Origin of the sequence: Paraburkholderia lebeckiae, from assembly GCF_050436225.1 — a bacterium.
Taxonomy (GTDB): Bacteria; Pseudomonadota; Gammaproteobacteria; order Burkholderiales; family Burkholderiaceae; genus Paraburkholderia; species Paraburkholderia tuberum.
In genome coordinates this window covers 1078251-1098281 of the sequence record NZ_JBNDLU010000001.1, presented here as the reverse complement: position 1 = coordinate 1098281, position 20031 = coordinate 1078251, and the positions used below count along the sequence as shown (strand labels likewise).

General features: G+C 63.7%; 16 protein-coding genes and 2 pseudogenes. 9 read left to right on the top strand and 9 right to left on the bottom strand.

Annotated elements, in window-relative coordinates:
• Positions 1-52 precede the first annotated feature (52 nt).
• The 3 genes from OKW45_RS05215 (at position 53) to OKW45_RS05205 (ending at position 4526) form a co-directional block, all read left to right on the top strand.
• Positions 53-1588 carry an MDR family MFS transporter gene (locus tag OKW45_RS05215; protein WP_429466379.1) on the top strand — a complete coding sequence of 512 codons (1536 nt, stop codon included), beginning with the start codon at positions 53-55 and terminating at the stop codon, positions 1586-1588.
• 432 nt (positions 1589-2020) lie between these two features.
• On the top strand, positions 2021-3196 hold the full coding sequence (locus OKW45_RS05210; protein ID WP_429466377.1) for a hypothetical protein: 1176 nt from the start codon (positions 2021-2023) through the stop codon (positions 3194-3196).
• Positions 3197-3452: 256 nt separating this feature from the next.
• Positions 3453-4526: a TAXI family TRAP transporter solute-binding subunit gene (locus tag OKW45_RS05205; protein ID WP_184008452.1), complete on the top strand. Its 1074-nt coding sequence runs from the start codon at positions 3453-3455 to the stop codon at positions 4524-4526.
• Between the two features lie 45 nt (positions 4527-4571).
• On the opposite strand, the gene OKW45_RS05200 is transcribed toward OKW45_RS05205, so the two are convergent.
• Positions 4572-6011: an aminotransferase-like domain-containing protein gene (locus tag OKW45_RS05200; RefSeq protein ID WP_429469259.1), complete on the bottom strand. Its 1440-nt coding sequence runs from the start codon at positions 6009-6011 to the stop codon at positions 4572-4574.
• Between the two features lie 111 nt (positions 6012-6122).
• Here OKW45_RS05200 and OKW45_RS05195 point away from each other — a divergent pair, with 111 nt between their 5' ends.
• The 3 genes from OKW45_RS05195 (at position 6123) to OKW45_RS05185 (ending at position 8713) form a co-directional block, all read left to right on the top strand.
• A complete protein-coding gene (locus tag OKW45_RS05195; protein ID WP_429466375.1) occupies positions 6123-7010 on the top strand; it encodes a DMT family transporter in 888 nt (295 codons plus the stop codon).
• A 118-nt stretch (positions 7011-7128) separates the two neighbouring features.
• The gene (sapR, locus tag OKW45_RS05190) at positions 7129-8049 is read left to right on the top strand and encodes a sap1 transcriptional regulator SapR (protein WP_429466373.1); all 921 of its coding nucleotides are present in this window, start codon (positions 7129-7131) and stop codon (positions 8047-8049) included.
• Between the two features lie 76 nt (positions 8050-8125).
• Complete coding sequence (locus OKW45_RS05185) at positions 8126-8713, top strand: GNAT family N-acetyltransferase (protein WP_429466371.1); 588 nt, start codon at positions 8126-8128, stop codon at positions 8711-8713.
• Here the strand turns inward: OKW45_RS05185 and OKW45_RS05180 are convergent.
• Positions 8710-9264, bottom strand: coding sequence for a putative glycolipid-binding domain-containing protein (locus OKW45_RS05180; RefSeq protein ID WP_429466369.1), 555 nt, complete (start codon positions 9262-9264; stop codon positions 8710-8712). The genes OKW45_RS05185 and OKW45_RS05180 overlap by 4 nt on opposite strands.
• Before the next feature lie 186 nt (positions 9265-9450).
• Between OKW45_RS05180 and OKW45_RS05175 the strand changes: the two are divergent.
• Positions 9451-9753, top strand: a pseudogene (locus OKW45_RS05175) (urea transporter); the annotation flags it as partial.
• 143 nt (positions 9754-9896) lie between these two features.
• A pseudogene (locus OKW45_RS05170) lies at positions 9897-10025 on the top strand (tautomerase family protein); the annotation flags it as partial.
• Between the two features lie 231 nt (positions 10026-10256).
• Here the strand turns inward: OKW45_RS05170 and OKW45_RS05165 are convergent.
• From OKW45_RS05165 to garD, 7 genes are all read right to left on the bottom strand, one after another.
• Complete coding sequence (locus OKW45_RS05165) at positions 10257-11495, bottom strand: porin (RefSeq protein ID WP_429466367.1); 1239 nt, start codon at positions 11493-11495, stop codon at positions 10257-10259.
• A 78-nt stretch (positions 11496-11573) separates the two neighbouring features.
• Positions 11574-12926: a TRAP transporter large permease gene (locus tag OKW45_RS05160; protein ID WP_018420825.1), complete on the bottom strand. Its 1353-nt coding sequence runs from the start codon at positions 12924-12926 to the stop codon at positions 11574-11576.
• A gap of 13 nt (positions 12927-12939) precedes the next feature.
• On the bottom strand, positions 12940-13449 hold the full coding sequence (locus tag OKW45_RS05155) for a TRAP transporter small permease (RefSeq protein ID WP_035470962.1): 510 nt from the start codon (positions 13447-13449) through the stop codon (positions 12940-12942).
• Positions 13450-13626: 177 nt separating this feature from the next.
• Positions 13627-14619 carry a TRAP transporter substrate-binding protein gene (locus tag OKW45_RS05150; RefSeq protein ID WP_429466365.1) on the bottom strand — a complete coding sequence of 331 codons (993 nt, stop codon included), beginning with the start codon at positions 14617-14619 and terminating at the stop codon, positions 13627-13629.
• A 611-nt stretch (positions 14620-15230) separates the two neighbouring features.
• Positions 15231-16160, bottom strand: a complete 930-nt coding sequence (locus tag OKW45_RS05145; RefSeq protein WP_018420822.1) for an SMP-30/gluconolactonase/LRE family protein — start codon at positions 16158-16160, stop codon at positions 15231-15233.
• Positions 16157-17011: an NAD-dependent epimerase/dehydratase family protein gene (locus OKW45_RS05140; protein ID WP_429466363.1), complete on the bottom strand. Its 855-nt coding sequence runs from the start codon at positions 17009-17011 to the stop codon at positions 16157-16159. The genes OKW45_RS05145 and OKW45_RS05140 overlap by 4 nt, the downstream gene beginning before the upstream one ends.
• A gap of 100 nt (positions 17012-17111) precedes the next feature.
• Complete coding sequence (garD, locus tag OKW45_RS05135; RefSeq protein WP_429466361.1) at positions 17112-18701, bottom strand: galactarate dehydratase; 1590 nt, start codon at positions 18699-18701, stop codon at positions 17112-17114.
• Between the two features lie 254 nt (positions 18702-18955).
• Here garD and kdgD point away from each other — a divergent pair, with 254 nt between their 5' ends.
• Positions 18956-19873, top strand: a complete 918-nt coding sequence (kdgD, locus tag OKW45_RS05130; RefSeq protein WP_018420819.1) for a 5-dehydro-4-deoxyglucarate dehydratase — start codon at positions 18956-18958, stop codon at positions 19871-19873.
• The last annotated feature ends 158 nt before the right edge of the window (positions 19874-20031 follow it).

Below are 20031 nucleotides of genomic sequence, written 5' to 3'. Positions count from 1 at the left end.
CGATGTCGAATATATTAATCTCTCAGTTAATTAATTTCAATGCATTGCCGCCATGGAACAACCCGCTACGACCCTGTCAGTCGATTCCGCGCCCGAGGATCCGCGCACGGCGGCGCCCGCCGCCGACCATCCGCCGATCCGGCTGCTGTTTCCGGCGCTGCTGCTGGTCATGCTGCTCGCCGCCCTCGACCAGACGATCGTCTCGACCGCGCTCCCGACCATCGTCGGCGAACTGGGCGGGCTCAATAACCTGTCGTGGGTCGTGACCGCCTACCTGCTCAGTTCGACCATCGTCGTGCCGCTGTACGGCAAGTTCGGCGACCTGTTCGGCCGCAAGATCGTGCTGCAGACGGCGATCGTCATCTTTCTCGTCGGCTCGGCGCTGTGTGGCATCGCGCAGAACATGAGTCAGTTGATCGTGCTGCGCGCGCTGCAAGGGTTCGGCGGCGGCGGCCTGCTCGTTGTGACGATGGCGGCGATCGCGGACGTGATTCCGCCCGCTGAGCGCGGCCGCTACCAAGGCGTGTTCGGCGGCATCTTCGGCCTCGCCACCGTCATCGGTCCGCTGCTCGGCGGCTTTCTGGTCGAGCATCTGACGTGGCGCTGGATCTTCTATATCAACCTGCCGCTCGGCATCCTGTCGCTCATCGTGATCGGCGCGGTGTTCAAGCCGCACGTGCGCCACGTGAAGCACACGGTCGATTACATGGGCGCGGCGTTTCTCGCCGGCGCGCTGACCTGCATCATCCTGTTCACGAGTCAGGGCGGCACGATCCTGCCGTGGTCGTCGCCGCAACTGTGGTTCACGCTCGGCATGGGCCTCGTAGCGATCTGGGGATTCATTCACGAAGAACGCAGCGCGGTCGAACCGATCATGCCGCTCGGACTGTTCAAACAGCGCACGTTTCTGATCAGCAGCCTCGTGAGCTTCATCATCGGCGTATCGCTGTTCGGCTCCGTGACGTTCATTCCGCTCTATCTGCAGGTCGTGAAGGGCTCCACGCCGTCACAAGCCGGCATGCAGATGCTGCCGATGATGGGCGGCCTGTTCATCCTGTCGATGGTGACGGGCCGCGTGATCAGCAGGATCGGCAAGTACCGGCTGTTCCCGATCATGGGCACGTTCCTCGTCTCCGTGGCGATGCTGCTGCTCGCGCGCCTGCAGATCGATACGCCGATTCATGTGATGTATCTGTACATGGGTCTGCTCGGCTGCGGCCTCGGCATGGTGATGCAGGTGCTGGTCCTCGCGGTCCAGAACACCGTCGAGTTCAAGCATATGGGTGTCGCGACGTCGGGCGTGACGCTGTTTCGCTCGATCGGCGGCTCGATCGGCGTGGCCGGCTTCGGCGCGGTGTTCTCGAACGGCCTCGCCGGACGCCTCGAAAAGCTGATCCCGCCCGACACCGAACTTCCGCAGGCATTGGGTCCCGCAGCGATTCATCAGCTACCCGAAGCATTGCGCAACGATTATCTGCATGCGTTCTCGGGTGCGTTGCACACCGTGTATCTGTCGGCCGCTTGCGTCGTGGTGCTCGCCTTCGTGCTCGCATGGCTGCTGAAGGATCATCCGTTGCGCAAGCACTGAGCGTACTTCGACGCCTGATCGGGAAGCTGATGCAAATGCGTACCGGCAAGCGCCAGATCGCAGGTTGATCACGAGGGCGCACGCACGACGCGTCGGCCTCGTTGTTTTTTTGTCGCGCTCACTTCATGCAGCGCGATGCTTCCGGTTGTCTTCCATTTGTCGTGAAACAACAGGCACATACACTCGTTTCGATTGTATGGCCAGGGTTTTCTTCATACCTCCAAATGAGCGGTAGCGCACACAATCCAGGGGCCATCCGCGTTGACGTCCCCCGTGAAACACCACATATTGGAAACCGTGGAAACGCAGCCGCTGCCTACGTCTCCGCGACCTCCGGCGCATGTGGATTGTGATTCCGCGGACAAGGCTCCTGCCTCAACACGATCCGAAGCATGCCTTTACGGCATCGTTTTCCAAAGGTGGGTCCACGGCATGTCCACCCAGACAGCAACCGGCCAAAGTTTCCCCACGCCCTGCAAACGCTGCGGTGGCGCACTGTACCGACAAGTCGACGCCTGCCCCTACTGTGGCGCTGCGCATCCGTTCGACCAGGACGATCCGCACATCCGCACCGGTATTCCAGGCAGCCGCGCGAGCGCCACGCACAAGCCCCTGCCCCGTTTCGACGACGAGCTCGGCAGACGGGACCAGCCCGCCATCGCCGCTGCCGCGATGACGTCCGAACCCCTGTTGCAGACCGAGCCGGTCATGCACACGGCGCTCGTGTCGACCGACACCAGTATCCCGCCTTACGAAGATCCGATGTATGCGCCGCCCAACACTGCGCAGACGATCTGGCGCGTGCTATACGTGATCGGCGCGCTTGTCGCAATCGGCCTGGCGTATGTCGCTTATACGCTATTCAGCGACGGCGGCGAATCGGAAGATAAAGGCGTGGAGCAGATTACGACGGATGCCAGAACAACGACCGGCATGATCGCGCCGCTCGCTTCCGCGCCGGTGATTGCTCAAGCACAGACCACGCACGCGCCGGCCGCGGCCAAGCCCGCGCCACCGCCTGTGACCGAACTGGCGGCGAAGCCCGCGCCCGTCGCGCCCGCGGCTCCCGTCATTCCAGCGACACCAGCTGCGCCGCCTGCCGCGCCGCCGATGGCCGCGACGCCCATGCTGCCCGCGCCGCAATTCCGCGACGCCGGACAAGCATTGCAGGTCGCGAGGACAGCGTTCCGCGCGAACGATCTGTCCGCCGCGCAAGCCGCTCTCGCCACCGCGCAAACGTTACAACCTGGAAACAGCGACGCGCAGGGTCTGGCCGATCAGATGCGGCCGCTCGTCCAGCGTCGCGATACTGCGCTACAGGCCGCGCAGGCCTGCGTCGCGCAGCAGTCGTGGCCGTGCGCGCGCCAGCACGCGAACGAGGCGCTCGCGATCGACAGCGGCAACGACGCGGCGAAAGTGATCCTCGAGCGCGTCATTCGCGAGACCGGCTGGGCGCCGCTGACTCCGCCGCATGCGGCGACGACGGACGCCGCGCCGCTCGCGCAAGCGCAGGCACCGCTGCCCGTCGGCATGCAAGCGCCCGGCGAACTGGTCGTAACTGCAACGAACGTCGGCGTCGTGAGAACCGCGACACCGCGGAGCAACTAGCGCTCACCCGCGACGCGACGGTCCGAACAGGGTCCCGGAGACGCAAACTGCTGCGCCGTCGCGCAAAAACATTGCTTCGCATACCAGATCAAATGGCCGCCGTCTGTGCCGATTCGCACATTATCGTGCGTCCTCTGAGCGGAAACAGACGGAGCGGCCCTGGCAGCAGTTTGAACATGACATGGCAACCGGATCACTGGTGCTTCCACGCGCCACGCGTGAAGCGGGATCAACCTGACCGATAGGTAGAAAGACCATGCTGAAGAGACTTCTCGCGGGCTGGCTGGGCCTGGTGGTACTGGTCGTATGTTCGCTGGCCGGCGCGGAGCCGGCGCACTACAAGATCGTCACCGGGCCGGAGCGCGGCACCTATATCCAGATCGGCAATGACCTGTCGAAATGGGTGGCCCAGCCGGTTGGCATCGACCTCGAAGTGGTGGCGTCGAAAGGCTCGGCCGAAAACGTGCAGCGCATGCGTTTCGAGCCCGGCGTGAAGCTCGCGCTCGTGCAGTCCGACGTGTACCAGGCGTTCATCGACATGGCCAACTCGGGCAACCCCGATGCGGGCACGACGATCCGGCCGCTGCGACTGATCATGCCGCTCTACGACGAGGAAATTAACGTCGTCGTGCGGGCGGATTCGCCGCTGAAAACGCTCGCCGACATCAAGGACAAGACCATCAGCGTCGGCCTGCTAGGCAGCGGCACCGCGCAGTCTGCGACGACGCTCTACCGCCTGATGTTCGGCCAGCCGATTCCCGAGCAGAACGTCGTGCATCTGAGCAACGAGGACGCGCTCGCCGCGCTGATCGTGAAGAAGATCGACGTCGCGATCATCGTGGTCGGGCAGCCGGCAAAGCTTTTCAACGACATGAAACCCGACCTGCTGTCACAGTTGCGTCTGTTGCCCGTCGATCCCAACGCGCCGGAGACGAATCGCGCGAAGCACACCTACTTTCCGACTACGATCCGCCAAAGCAGCTACCCAGGCTGGTTGAAGGAAGACGTGCCGGGTCTGACCGTCAAAGCGTTTCTGGTCACTTACGATTACGGCTTGCGCGACACAGTCAGCAATCTGAATCATTTCGCCGACTCGTTGTGCGCGAACTTCGACAATCTGCAGGAGCATGGCCATCCGAAATGGAAACAGGTGAAGCTCGAATTGCCGACGCTCGTTCATGGGTGGAAGTACTACGGTCCGGTCGAGAAGCATCTGCGCGCGTGTCTCGCGAACCGCAGCGCGGCGATGAGCGCGGCGGCCGCGCAACCCGCGCCGAAACCGCACACGCCTTGCTCGGAAGAAGAACGGATGCTTCTGCTGTGCAAATAACGCTGCAGCGGGGGACCGCGAACGCCTGCTTCGCTTGGGTTCGTCTCAGACCCGCTCGCGTCCCGCGTCGGCCGACACCGTGCACGCTTCCATCGCCCGTTGCAATGCCTCGTACACCTTCGGGCGATTGCATTGCGACACGTTGAAACGCAGAAAGCCCGCCGCCGCTTGCGACGCGCTGAACACGTTGCCCGGCGCGAACACGACGCCCGCCGCCAGCGCATGACGGGCGATGTCGGCGGCATCGAGCGCCCCGGGCAAGCGCGCCCATACGAACAGGCCCGCGCGCGGCCGGGTCCAGATATCGAGGCCCGCATAGCCGAGACGCCTGATGGTCTCTCCCATCGCATCGGCCAGCTTCGCGCGCATCGACTCGAGATGACGCCGATAGGTACCGTCGACGAGCATCCGATGCACGACGCTCGCCGCGAGCTGACCATTGCCGAACGATGTCGCGAGCTTCAGATCGATCAACGGCTCGATCCATTCGGCGCGTGCCGCAATATAGCCGCAGCGCACCGCCGCCGACAGCGTCTTCGAAAAGCTGCCGATCGACACGACGCGCGCGAGGCCGTCGAATGCGGCAAGGCGCGGCGCGGCTTCGTCTTCGAAGTCCGCGAAGATGTCGTCCTCGACGATCAGCAGATCGTGCTCGCCGGCGAGCTTCAGCAGCCGGTGCGCGACGGCCGGCGCGAGCGTCGCGCCGGTCGGATTGTGGATCGCCGAGTTCGTCACGTAGAGCCGAGGACGCTGCTCGACCAGAACGCGCTCGAACGCCGCGAGATCCGGTCCCTGCGGCGTGTACGGCACGCTCGCGATCCGCACGCGATGCGCGCGCAGCAACGCCTGGAAATTGAAATAGCAAGGATCGTCGATCAGCACCGTGTCGCCGGGTTCGAGCAGGAAGCGGCACACGAGATCGAGCGCATGGGTGCCGCCGTCGGTCAGCAGGATCTGCTCGGGCGGCGCATCGACCGCGTGCGCGGAAAGCCGCCACGCAAGCTGCTGACGCAGCGCGGGCAAGCCGGCCGGGCTCGCGTAATCCGCGAGCAGCGATTGCGGATCACGGGCGACCGCGCGCAGCGCGCGCCGCACGCCATCTTCCGGCAACCACGAAGCCGGCATCCAGCCGCAGCCGGGCTTCAGCGCTTTCGAGCCGGTCTCCAGCGACTGCCGCGTGAGCCACAGCGGATCGACCTCGCGATCGAGCCGCGGCCCGAGATCGGCAAGCGCGAGCGGCGGCGCATGGCCCGACACGAAGAAGCCCGAGCCGCGCCGCGCGATGATCACCCCTTCCGCAACGAGACGGTCGTAGCCTTCCACCACGGTCGACTTGGATACGCCGAGCGTGTCGGTCATCGCGCGGATTGACGGCACGCGGGCGCCCGGCATCAGCGAGCGGCTCGCGATACGCTCCCGCAGATTGGTCATCACGAGGCCGACACGCGTGCCCGGCACCGTCTCGTTGTTCTCGCTTTCCGCCATCTGTACTGCTCCCATGTTCGGTACAGTTTGGGCGAACTGTACTGATCTGTAGCTTAACGTTTACGGCCGCGGCGCGCATCATGAGACTCTTTCAGCGCAGGGACGTTTGCCATGGACAAAACCACCAATGGCTGGCTCAGCGGTTTCGCGGGCGTGCTGATTTTCAGCGGCTCGCTGCCGGCCACGCGGCTTGCCGTGCAGGGCTTCGATCCGGTGTTTCTGACCGTGGCGCGCGCGACGATCGCGGGCATCCTTGGTCTGCTGCTGTTGCTGGTGTTCCGCGAGACGCGCCCGGAGCGGCGCGATCTGCTGCCGCTCGTCGTGGTCGCGCTCGGCGTCGTGGTCGGCTTTCCTTTGCTGACCGCGCTCGCGCTGCGTCATGTGAGTGCCGCGCACGCGGTCGTGTTCATTGGCCTGCTGCCGCTCGCCACCGCGATCTTCGGCGTGTTGCGCGGCGGCGAGCGCCCGCAGCCGGCGTTCTGGCTGTTCTCGGCGCTCGGCAGCGCGGCGGTGGCCGCGTTCGCGCTGCGTCACGGCATCGACGCCTCGCCACTCGGCGACGCGCTGATGCTCGCGGCGATCGTCGTGTGCGGGCTGGGCTACGCGGAAGGCGCGCGGTTGTCGCGTCATCTCGGCGGCTGGCAGGTGATTTCGTGGGCGCTCGTGCTGTCGCTGCCGTTGATGCTGCCGCTCGCATGGTGGACGCGGCCCGTGTCGTTCGACGGTGTCGGCGCCGCCGCGCTGTGGGGACTCGCGTACGTGTCGCTGTTCAGCATGCTGATCGGCTTCGTGTTCTGGTATCGCGGGCTCGCGCTCGGCGGCATCGCGGCGGTCGGCCAACTGCAGCTGCTGCAGCCGTTTTTCGGACTGCTGCTCGCCGGCGTGCTGCTGCACGAGCAGGTACCGCCATCGATGATCATCGTCACCGTGATCGTGGTCGCCTGCGTGGCTGGCGCACGGCATTTTTCGCGCGCCGCGCCGGTGCGGCGGCCGGTCTGACGCGGCTCGACCGTCGCACGGCGAGCAGACTTTTTCAGGATCGAATTGCGCGAGCCGTGGATCGATATGTCATCATTTCGCAGATTGGCACAACCAGCGCCCCGCGCCGCGACTGACGATGACGACCGCTTTTGCCCAAACCGTCGAAGCCCGTTTTGCCGAACTCACGCCGACGTCGAAACGCGTCGCCAGCTACATGCTCGCGAATCTCGACCGGCTCGGCCTCGAGACCGCCGATCAGATCGCGCAGCAAGCCGGCACCAGCGGCATTTCGGTCGGCCGCTTTCTACGTAGCGTCGGCTATCGCAATCTCGACGATCTGAAACGCGAGCTGCGCGGCACGCAGCAGCGGCCCTGGCTGATCACGGACCGGCTCCACGCGTTCCGCCGTGGCCCGAGCGACAGCGCGCAAACCGGTGAGCTTCATGAACCCAGCGTCGCTGATGGCTCCTCGCCGCGCGACGGCGCGCTCGCCCAATCGCTTGCCCAGTCGCTCGAACTCGAGATCGGCGCGATCCGGCACGTGTACGAACTCGCGCGCTCGCCGGCCTTCGCGCGCGTCGCCGAGCGCATTACGAACGCCGATGCGGTCTACATCCTCGGCATCCAATCGACGCGCGGCATCAGCAACGCGTTCTACAGCTATCTCGAATACATCCGCCCACGCGTGTTCTATTCGGACGGCATGTCGGGTTCCTACGTCGATTCGCTGAACTCGGAATTCAGCACGCCATATCTGATCGTCACCGACACGCGCGCCTATTCGACGATCGCGCGACGCTATTGCCAGGCGGCCTCGCGCCGCGGCCTGCCGTTCGCGCTCGTCACCGATATCTACTGTCCGTGGGCGCGCGATTTCGGCGGCGATCTGCTGCAGGTGAAGACCGACGTCGGTCAGTTCTGGGATTCGCTCGCGCCGCTGACGTGCCTGTTCAATCTGCTGATCTCGGCGGTCGTCGAACGGCGTGGACCGGCTATCGACGAACGCGTGGCGCGTAATCGCGAGCTGCAGAGCGAGTTCGATCAATTCGACCTTTGACCCGCTTCAAATCCGCCCCGGCGAGAGGCATAGTGAAGACGTTCGCTAAACTGCGCCCGCCTCGACAGGACCCCGCATGAGTTCACCCCGCCCTCCGCTCGACCCCCCGCTGATCCGCGACGCCAGCGAAGCCGACCTCCCCGCGATCCAGGCGATCTACGCGCATCACGTGCTGACCGGTGTCGCGTCGTTCGAAGAAGCCCCGCCGTCCGTCGACGATCTGCGCGCGCGGCTCGCAAGCGTGCGCAGCCACGGACTGCCATATATGGTCGCGGAGATCGAAGGCGACGTGGCCGGCTATTGCTACGCAACGCCATATCGCCCGCGCGCCGCCTATCGCAACACGATCGAAGACTCGATCTACGTCAACGACGCGTATCGCCGACGCGGCGTCGGACGCGTGCTGCTGCAGGCGCTGATCGAACGTTGCGAGACCGGACCGTGGCGTCAGATGATCGCGGTGATCGCCGATGGCGGAAGCGGCGGCTCACTGTCGTTGCACGCGCAACTCGGCTTCGAGCTGACCGGCACGTTGAAGGCTGTCGGTTACAAGCACGGTCGCTGGCTCGACACGACGCTGATGCAACGCCCGCTCGGCCGCGGCGCGTCGACCGGGCCCGACGACGATTCAAACGCAGCAGGCAACGCCGAACGCAAAACCTAACGCGCGCGCGGCAAACGCGTGAACAAGGTCGGATAGTCGATAACGAGACCATCGCTATCCACGCGCAAATTCGCGGTGAACTCGCGAAAAATGCCTTCGTAGCGGTACTCGCCATTCAACTCGATGCACGTGTATGCCTGCTCGGCGCGCGTGACCTGCAAGTCCGGCGTCGAGATATACGCGACTTCGATCGGCTGACGTTCGCCTTGCGCCAGCTGCAGCCGACGGATCGGCAACGTATTGGTGTACGGCGTCGCCGCGATATCGATGTCGATACAGCCTTCGATCGCGCTGAGCGCGAGGCCGTGCCCGTCGTGCCAGTGGCCGTCGCCATCGCCATGCAGCTCCAGCTCGCCGCCGCCGACGATCTTTAGCCGCGCGTAGCGCGTGCGCCAGCGCGCGTCGCAGCGCACCGCGTAATGCAGCCCGTACGCCTTGCCGTAGCGCTGCCCGATCACGACGCTTTCAACGGCGAAGCCATCGTCGCGCGCATCGAATACCAGATGTTCGATGCCATCGCCCTCTTCCGAAGCCCATCGTAATTCACGCATCGGCGTCTCCTCGCGAAACGGCGCGGGAAAGCGCGCCGGGCTCTCATCGTAACGCGAAAGCCCGCGCGCGAGGCAATCCCAACTCAGGCGCTTGCGGCCGGCAAATAGCCAGTATCGACGCGCCAGCGGCCTCAACGCCTGCCGCTCGACTATGCTCGCGGTTGCGGTGGTTCCGAACCCGCCCCAATGCACGCCGCCGCGACCGGTGCGCCCTCCCCCTCGCCCAGCGCCCCGCTGCGGACGCTGCTGCGCAGTCTCGGCCAGATCGTGCTGCAATCGAACGCCGCGACCGGCGCGTGCAGGATCGGCGCGTGGTTGCTCGGCGAGCCGCGTCTCATGTGTGCCGCGCTGCTCGGCGCGTTCGCGGCCAACATCAGCCCGATGCTCGTCGGTTCGGCCGACGCCGACCTGCGCGCTGGCCTGCTCGGCTTCAACGGCGCGCTGGCGGGTCTCGTCGCGTTCAGCTTCATGGGCGATCCGGCAAGCGCGTAGGCCGTCGCGATTCTTGCCGCGACGGGCATTGAGTCGCCTTTGCTGTATCTCTGGCCCTGCACGAGTTTGCACAGACGGTCGATGACGGCATACGGCGATTCGCCGACATTCAGGCACACCGCGGGTGCAGCATGCCAGGCGTGAGCGCCTTGACGAGGATGCCGAACGGCTGCGCGAGTTGCGCCGCAATGTCGGCGGTCGACATCATCCTCACCGACGTGAAGCGCGAAAACTGCGCAACGAGTGGACGTTTGTGGTCGGAGGCCTGATCGGCCCGAAGACAACGACGTCGGGGCGACGTCGCGAACTGCACGCCGAAGTCCCTGATGTCGCGATGATCTGCCAGCGCTGGCGAGCGCAGCGCTTTCGATGCATCAAAATGAAGCATCCAAAAAAAAAGCTGCGCACGTAATGTGCGCAGCTTTGCGAGACTGACGATGCGAAAAAAACCGCGTCGATGTGGCGGCAAAACAACGTGCCGCCACGTATTCAGTAACTGTTTAGAACTTATGAATGATACCAACGCCGACAGCGACCTGGCTGCGCGACGACGCCGGCGAACCGTTCTGACCGTCACCGATGCTTGCGGTTGCGTCGATGATCGTCTTACCGTTGCCTGCCAGCGTCTGGCCACCAGCGCGCTGAAACGCCTCAAGCGCGTACAGGCCGGTACGCTTCGACAGCGTGTAGTACTGCGACAGGTTGAACTGGTTGTAGCTAGCCGTGCTCGAAATGCCGTTCGACGACGTTGCACGGGTGTAGCTATAGCCAGCGGCCAGGTCCAGCACCGAGATCGGCTTCCAGTGCAGCACTGCACCACCCGTATTCCAGATCTGGGTGTCGTGGAAGAACGAGCCCGTACCCGCAGCGTATTGAACGTTCGAGTATGCGAACGAGACGTCCCACGCCGAGTTGAACGCGTAGCCGCCCGTGACTGCGATGCGCTGCTGCTTCGCTGCGGTCTGGAAGCCGTTGTTGATTGCCGAGTTGGCCGGCGCCGCAATCGGGGCGGTGGTGCTGTTGATCAGCGTGGAGTTCGCGCCCCACAGGCCGCCGTTCGAGTTGCCGTTGTCGATGCGCTGGATACCTGCAGCGATACCGATCGGGCCGTTCAGGTACTGTGCTGCCACGCTCCACGTCTGGCCGGCGCTGAAGCTGCCCGGCGTGCCGCCGATCGAGTACGAACCGCTGACCGTCAGACCGCCGAAGCTCGGCGACGTGTAGACCAGCGAGTTGTTCGCGCGGTACACCGTATCCAACGAGTCGATATCACCCGGGTGCGCACCGTATGCACCGGTCAGCCACGTGGTCGGGCTGTACGGCGACAGCATCGTGTAGTACGACGTGTACTGGCGGCCAGCCGTCAGCGTACCGAACTGCGCGTTCGTCATACCGACCCATGCCTGACGGTTGAACATCAGACCCGACACGCTTTGCGCGCCGGTTGCGCTGTTGAAGCCTTCTTCCAACTGGAAGATGGCCTTGGTGCCGCCACCCAGGTCTTCCGAGCCCTTCAGGCCGAAACGGCTACCAGCCCAAATGCCGTTGATCATCTTGACTTGCGCAGCACCGCCCGGCGACGGACGGGCCGATGCGGCGCCGGACGTCGGGCTCAGCGTCGTCGAACTGTTCTGCCAACCCAACCCCGTATCGACAATACCGTAAAGCGTCACGCTGCTTTGCGCATGTGCGCTCAGGGCGACCAACCCCAAGGCCGAAGCTAAGAGAGTCTTTTTCATTTCTACTCCTCTGTTAAAAACTTTCTAATGCGGCCTATGCGAGCGCCGCTGAGTGTGGGAAATACGTTTTTATTTAGATCAGAACACCGGGTGACCGTTGATGATGCTCGGCAACCACGTCGAGAACCACGGGACATAGGTGACAATATTGATCGCCGAGAAGATAGCGAGGTAATACGGCCAAGCCACCTTAGTAGTTTCACCTATCGACACATTGCCAATTGCGCAACCAATGAACTGCACCGAGCCAATCGGCGGATGCACGAGACCCAATGCGCAGTTCAGCAGAATCATGATGCCGAACTGAACCGGGCCCACCCCGTTGTGCATGGCCATCGGCAGGAACAGCGGGGTTGTGATCAGGATGTGCGCCGCCATGTCGACGAATGTACCGAGGAACACCTGAATCACGTTGATGTACAACAACATCAGCCACGGCAGCGAGGTCGCGCCGTCGAGCATGCGTTCGATCGCCTCCGGGATCTCCAGATAGGCCATCTGGAAGCGCAGCATGTTTGACACACCGATCAGCAGCAACACCACGCCGGTCGTTTTCGCGGCCTTGCCGAGCGCATGGCCGAGCTTCTTCATCGACAGCGAGCGATACACGACGATGGTCAATATCAGCGAATAACCCACGGCGATCGCGGCCGCCTCCGTCGCGGTGGCGATACCGCGCGCCACGCAGAACAGAATGATCGCGATGACCATCAGACCCGGCACCGCGCCGATGAACGTGCGCAGCACCGCCATCCAGCCCGGGAAACGCTGCAGTTCGGTCGAACCGTCGGGACGGCGCGGATAGCCGAACTTGACGGCCTGCCAGTAAGCGGCGATCAGCACGAAGCCCATCACCCACAGCACCGGCAACAGACCCGAGAACAGCAGATCGCCGATCGACACGCCGCTCATCTGCTTGCCGTTCAGCACGCCGCTCACGCCTTGCGCGGCGAACGCGTAGATGATCATGTTGGTCGACGTCGGCATCAGCGCGCCGGCGAGCGACGAGTGCGTGGTCACGTTGACCGCGTATGCGGCGCTATAACCTTCGCGCTTCATCAGCGGGATCACGACGCCGCCCATGGCCGACGTATCCGCGGTCGGCGAACCCGACACGCCGCCGAACAGCGTACAGGCGACTACGTTGGCCATGCCGAGGCCGCCACGGAAATGGCCGACCGTGGCCTGCGCGAAACGCAGGATGCGATCAGCGATGCCGCCGTGGAGCATCAGCTCGCCGGAGAAGATGAAGAACGGGACCGCGAGGAACGAGAAACCGTTCATGCCCGAGATCATCGACTGCATCGCGGTCGCGGTCGGCAAGCCTTCGAACAGGTACGTCAGAACGCAGGACAGGCCCAACGCGAATGAAACCGGAACCCCGAGGAAGAGGAAGATTAGAAAACTGGCGGTAAGAAGGGCAAGTTCCATGATGGTTCTACTTTTATTCCGTGGCGGAGAGTTCGAGCGCCGGCTCTTCCCGTTTCCCCGCGAAGAGCTCGAGCAGATGCTCGATCGAGAACAACGCGATGCACACACTCGCGAAGATCGGGATGCAGTAGCGCACGCCTTCCGGCACGCCGATGATCGGAATGCGGTCGCCCATCGTGGTTTCCGCCATCTCGAGACAACCGACGAAGACCGCCACCGCGAAAGCGACCAGACACAGGTGCTGAATCCCTTTCGCGATCACCTGGCCTTTCTCGGGCAATTTCTTGACGAGCGAGTCGAGTCCGATGTGACCGCCCTCGCGAACCTTCAGCGCGGCGCCGAACATCGCGATCAGGATCACCAGCAGCAATGCGATGGGCTCAACGAAATCGGGCGCGTCGCTAAACACGTAGCGCATCACCACGCTATAAATCACGAGCAGGCAAAGTACGGCGAGGCTAAGCGACGCCACGACCAGCAGCACGCGAAAAAGAAAATCATTTGGGCGTTTCAGGAAACTCATGACCCTGTCCTTGCTTACGACCGACCTGTGCTTGAGATTCAGCCGTCCCGATGCGACGCGATCCGCACGCGCGCGCGAAATCGCGCGGCGGAAGGTCTCGCGAGTTTCCTCGCGGGACCATTCACGCCGCTGTTGCGACAAGCGCTGCAATTGCTGATTGCGTCCGGGACGCGAGACTTACTTGATTGCTTCGATCTCGTCGACGATCTGCTTCATCTGCGGGGTCTTTTCGTACTTCGCCCACACAGGCTGCATCACCTTCACGAAAGCCGCGCGGTCGATCTGCGAAGCCGCGATGACCGTTGCGCCACCCTTCGTGACGGCCTTCTGTGCGTCGGCTTCGCGCGCGGTCCACAGCTTCTCGTAGTAAGGCACCGAGTCAGCCGCGGCCTTCTTGATGATCTGCTGCTCTTGCGGCGACAGCGTGTCCCACACCTTCTTCGAGAACACCAGCACTTCCGGCGTCATCGAATGCTGGGTCTCCGAGTAGACCTGAGCGACTTCGAAGTGCTTGGTTTCTTCGTACGACGGCAGGTTGTTTTCGGCACCGTCGACGAGGCCGGTCTTCAGGCCCGTATAGACTTCCGAGAACGGCATCGGGGTCGGCGTGCCGCCCATTGCCCTGATTTCGTCGACCATCAGGTCGGACGGTTGCACGCGAACCTTCAGGCCCTTCATGTCAGCCGGCGACTTGATCGGCTTCTTCGCGTACATCGAGCGTGCGCCGCTCTCGTAGAACGTCAGCGCGATCATGCCCTTCGCCGTGAAGGCGTCGAGGATCTTCTGGCCTTCCGGACCGTACATGACCTTGCGGAAATGGTCGACGTCGCGGAACAGGAACGGCAGCGACGGGATCATCGATTCCGGCACGATTTCGTTGAACGCAGCACCGTTGGCACGCGCCATGTCGAGCGCGCCGATACGAACCTGGTCGATCGTGTCGTTTTCCGAACCGAGCGCGCTGTTGCCGAACACCTTCACGGAGTCCTTGCCGCCGGTCGCCTTGTTGATCTCCTCGCCCATGTACTTCACGGCCATGTTGGTCGGGAAGGTGTCGCCGTGCACATCGGCGACGCGGAACACGCGCGCTTCAGCCGACATCGTGCTGAACGCCAACGCCGCGGCCGCGACGATCATCGAAACATGGGAAGAGGCAAACTTCTTGTTCATCGTGACATTCCTTGAAAAATAGACCATCCCAGCAACAGCGGATGTGACATGGTTTTGACGCGTCTCCGGCTTCACGCTCACTGCCCTCGCAGGTGCGGGCGTTGGCCGTACTGGCTGCGCGACTTCCCCGGCACAGTTGACCCAGCACTCCAGTCGACAACTCGACTACTTACTTCAATCACGCCGGCCGGTTTCGGACATGCATGCCGCATCGACCGCAGCGGCACGAATGCCCTGAAAACCCACCGAATTGCACTGGCACACCAACATAGAAAGCCATTTGTTTGGGCTTATATGTTGTACGACAACATACGAAGTCTATAAAAGGGGTTTTATCTTGTACAGACGGTATTTACCCGCATCAAGAAAAGCGCCGGTACGGATGACCGGCGTGCCATGCCACAGGGCCTCTCGCCGTCTGGCATTGGATGGGGACGACATCGGTACAGTCTCTGAAGCTGTTGTATTTTTGCTGAAGAAATGCGTGGCGTCGTGGCCTTCGCGCAACATGTTGTACGACGAGTGACAAATAAAGGGCCACAGAGGGATCCCAAAAAATGAAAACGCCGGCACAAAAACTTCGTCCCGGCGCATGCTTCATGCAAGGAACGTTACAGTTGCCCTGCGAATTCGGGCTCAGGCAGCCCGCTCACGCCGGGCCGCAGCGCGAACACGTGGCCGTCGTGCTCGCTCGCGCCGTTGGCGGGACGAATCGAAGTGACGAACAGCGTATCGAGATCGCGGCCCCCGAACGCGCACATGGCAGGCTTGATGGCCGGCACCGGAACCTGCCGGTCAAGCTTGCCCTGCGGCGTAAAACGCAGCAGGAGACCGGCGTCGTTCGCGCAGATCCAGTAGCATCCGTCGGCATCGACCGCCGCGCCGTCCGGACGGCCCGAATAGTGATGCAGGTCGGCGAACACGCGGCGGTTGCGCGGCTCACCGGTGTCGACGTCGTAGTCGAACGCCCAGATCAGCCGGCGCAGCGGATGCGAGTCGGACAGATACATCGTCGTGCCGTCCGGCGACCAGCCGAGGCCGTTCTGCGTGATCAGCGAATCGACGACCGGCGCTGACAGCACGCCCTTCTCGTCGAAGCGGTACAGCGCGCCGCCCGGGATCGCCGCGGCCATGTCCATCACCATTGTGCCGGCCCAGAATCGCCCTTGCCGGTCGCAGCGGCCGTCGTTGAAACGCATTCCGCCGTGCGGGAATTCAGGCGCCGCGAGCTTGCGCAGCGACGCTGTCAGCGGCTCGCCGCTCGCCGCCTTCGACGCGTCCTCGAGCGAGACCGCGAATAACCCGGTCTCGCAGCCGGCGAGCACCGTGCCGGCGCGATCGAACGCGATACAGGCAACCTGCTCCGGCAGCAGCCATGCGGTGCGCTTGCCCGTCTCGAGCGAGCCGCGCACGATCTTCTTCGCCGGAATGTCGACCCAATACAGCGCCTGCTCGGCCGCGCGCCAGACCGGGCTTTCACCGGTGGCCGCGGGCAACGGACCGGCCGCTTCGAAGCGCTCCACTTGCGGATTCGCGCTCATTGTTCAGGCTCCCGCTTCGGCTCCATCGGACCGGCCAGCACGAACGGGCCGCCCTGGTACAGCTGGGTCGGGTCGTCGAAGCGCGTGTCGGGGGCGCTCGGCGGGAACAGGTGTTCGAACTGCGCCGAGCTGTCTTGCGGACGGTAGCCGAGAAACGCGGCGTTCGTGTTGTCGACCCACGAAATGCGGTTGTTCGACACGCCGTAGACGATCGCGTGACCGACGCGGTTCGTGAACAGCGAGCAGCGCACGAGCTCGATGAAATCGCGGTAGCTCAGATACGTGACGAGCATGCGCGCGGTCTTCGGCTGCTCGAACGACGAGCCGATCCGCAAACACACGGTCTCGAGACCGAAGCGGTCGAAGTAGTAGCGCGACAGCGATTCGCCGAAACACTTCGTCACGCCGTACATGCCGTCCGGACGCAGCGGCACTTCGGTATCGAGAACCGACGTCACCGGATGGAAACCCACCGCGTGATTCGAGCTCGCGTAGATGACGCGCTTCACGCCATGCTTTTGCGCCGACGAGTACACGTTGTAAAGGCCGCGGATATTCGCTTCGAGCAGGTCCTCGAACGGCGCTTCGACGGAGATGCCGCCGAGATGCACCACCGCGTCCACGCCTTCGAGCAGCGCGTGCACGGCTGCTTCATCGGCGAGATTGACGACGGCCGCTTCCTCGTGCGCGGCGACTTCGCCGAGCGCAGCGATATCGGACACGCGCACGATGTCGGCCCATTGCGCGAGCGCGGGACGCAGTTGCTTGCCGAGGTTGCCCGCGGCGCCGGTGAGCAGCAGACGGCGGAAGGGTTTCTTTGCCGCGGAGCGGTCAACGTTCAAATCGGTCATGTCTCTTTGATGTTGTGATTGCGATCGGGTCTTCTGAACGGAAAAGCGAGCGCCGGCTGGACCGGCGCTCGCCTGAGTATGGACGGGGCAAGGTGCCTGCTCAGGTCACCGGCGCCGGGTTGAACAGCGTCAACGCATTGTGCAGTCCGAGCTTCTCCGCGCAGGTTTCCTTGCGGCCGCTCGCGACTTCGAGCATCAGGCGGAACAGTTCCCAGCCCACCTCCTCGATGCTGGACTGGCCGGTCGCGATCGTGCCGGCGTCGAGGTCCATCAGATCGTGCCAGCGACGCGCGAGGTCCGAACGCGTCGCGACCTTGATGACCGGTACTTCGGCGAGGCTGTACGGCGTGCCGCGGCCGGTCGTGAACACGTGCACCGTGATGCCCGAGGCGACCTGCAGCGTGCCGCAGATGAAGTCGCTGGCCGGCGTCGCCGCGTAGATCAGGCCCTTCTGATTGACCTTCTCACCCGGCGACAGCACGCCGGAGATCGCCGAGTTGCCCGACTTGATGATCGAGCCCATCGCCTTTTCGACGATGTTCGACAGGCCGCCCTTTTTGTTGCCGGGCGTCGTGTTCGCGCTGCGGTCCGCGCCGCCGCGCTTCAGGTAATCGTCGTACCACTGCATCTCGCGGATGATCGCCTGTGCGACGTCCGCATTGGCAGCGCGCGCGGTCAGCTGATCGACGCCGTCGCGCACTTCGGTGACTTCGGAGAACATCACGGTCGCGCCGGCGCGCACCAGCAGGTCCGTCGCGAATCCGACGGCCGGGTTCGCGGTCAGGCCCGAGAACGCGTCGCTACCGCCGCACTGCACGCCGATCACCAGATCCGACGCCGGACAGGTTTCGCGACGGCGATTGTTCAGGCGCTTCAGATGCCCTTCGGCCATCCTCATGATCGACGTGATCATCGACTGGAAGCCGACGTGCGATTCGTCCTGCAGCACCACGACGTCGCCGTTCTGGTCCAGCGCGACATCACCGATGTCCGCGACGTCGTCGACGACCGCTGCCGCCGCGATCGGAATCGTTCCCGGCGGCATCAGACGCTCGGGCTGCAGCTTCTCGCAGCCGAGGCTCACCATCATCACTTCGCCGCCGAAGTTCGGGTTCAGCGCGATGTTGCGCACGGTGCGGATCGGCACCATCGCGTCGGGCGCGTCGATCGCGACGCCGCAGCCGTAGGTGTGACCGAGGCTGACGACATCGTCGACATTCGGATATTTCGGCAGCAGCTCGGCCTTGATGCGCGTGACCGCGTGTTGCACGACGTCGGCGACGCACTGCACGGTGGTCGTGATCGCGAGAATGTTGCGCGTGCCCACCGAGCCGTCCGAGTTACGGTAGCCCTCGAACGTGTAGCCTTCGAGCGGCGGCATGTCCGGCGCTTTGGTGGTGGCGATCGGCAGGTCTTCGAGTCCCGGCGGGCTCGGCATGCGGATCACGTGTTCGTTGATCCAGCTGCCCTTCGGCAGCGGCTTCAGCGCATAACCGATCACGACGTTATAGCGGATGACCTCGTCGCCCTCGGCGAGATCGGCCAGCGCGACCTTGTGGCCCTGCGGCACACGCTCGCGCAGCCTGAGGCCATCGGCAAATACCGCGCCCTCGCCCAGACCGCCGTCGTTGACGACGATCGCGACATTGTCATTGGGATGAACGCGGATGTAGAGCGGAGTTTGTTCCATTGATCGATCCTTGAGGCGTGATAGGCCTGCTTCGCCATTAATCATACGTCATCCTACAACATGAAGTTTTGCGCGGATGTTCCGTATTTACCCTATAGAGTGCATTATGCCGTGAAAACCCCGTTGAGTTACCGGATTTGTTGTTGTACGATGACGTATAAGAAATCTGATTTCCAAAGATTTTCTACTAGTACGACGTCCGTTGTACTGGTTGAAACCAACAACGACTCAATCCGACGCCTGGATATTTGATCATGACGACACCGCAGGAACTCAAGCAGATCGTTTCGGAAGGCCTCCTGTCCTTCCCCGTCACCGACTTCGATGCTAAAGGCGACTTCCGCGCCGACACCTACGCAGAGCGTCTCGAATGGCTCGCTCCGTACGGCGCTTCGGCGCTGTTCGTCGCCGGCGGCACGGGCGAATTCTTCTCGCTGACGCAAGACGACTACACGCAAGTAGTCAAGACCGCGGTCGAAGTCTGCAAGGGCAAGGTACCGATCCTCGCCGGCGCCGGCGGCCCGACCCGCGTGGCGATCGCCTACGCGAAGGAAGCGCAGCGCCTCGGCGCGCACGGCATCCTGCTGATGCCGCACTACCTGACCGAAGCAAGCCAGGACGGTATCGCCGACCACGCCGAAGAGGTCTGCAAGGCTGTTCCCGGCATGGGCGTGATCATCTACAACCGCGCGAACTCGAAGCTCAACGCCGACATGCTCGAGCGTCTGGCAGACCGTTGCCCGAACCTGATCGGCTTCAAGGACGGCGTGGGCGAGATTGAAAACATGGTGACGATCCGCCGCCGCCTCGGCGAGCGCTTCTCGTACCTCGGCGGCCTGCCGACCGCGGAAGTCTACGCTGCCGCCTACAAGGCGCTGGGCGTGCCGGTGTACTCGTCGGCGGTGTTCAATTTCATCCCGAAGACCGCGATGGACTTCTACCGCGCGATCGCCGCTGACGATCACGCGACGGTCGGCAAGCTGATCGACGAGTTCTTCCTGCCGTACCTGAAGATCCGCAACCGCCGCGCAGGCTACGCGGTCAGCATCGTCAAGGCTGGCGCGAAGCTGGTCGGCCACGACGCAGGTCCGGTGCGCGCACCGCTGACCGACCTGACTCCGGAAGAAATGGAGCAGCTCGACGCGCTGATCAAGAAGCTCGGACCGCAGTAAGGCACCGGCGTCAGGGCTTCGAGCGAAGAAGCTCGCGAGCCTCATCGACGAGGGCCGCATAGACGGCCCCGTTGTGAACGCCCGGCACGGCAACGTCGCCGGGCGTTCGCGTCTTTGCACGACAGACAGGTGGTCTGCGGGCCGGCCGGCGCGCAGAC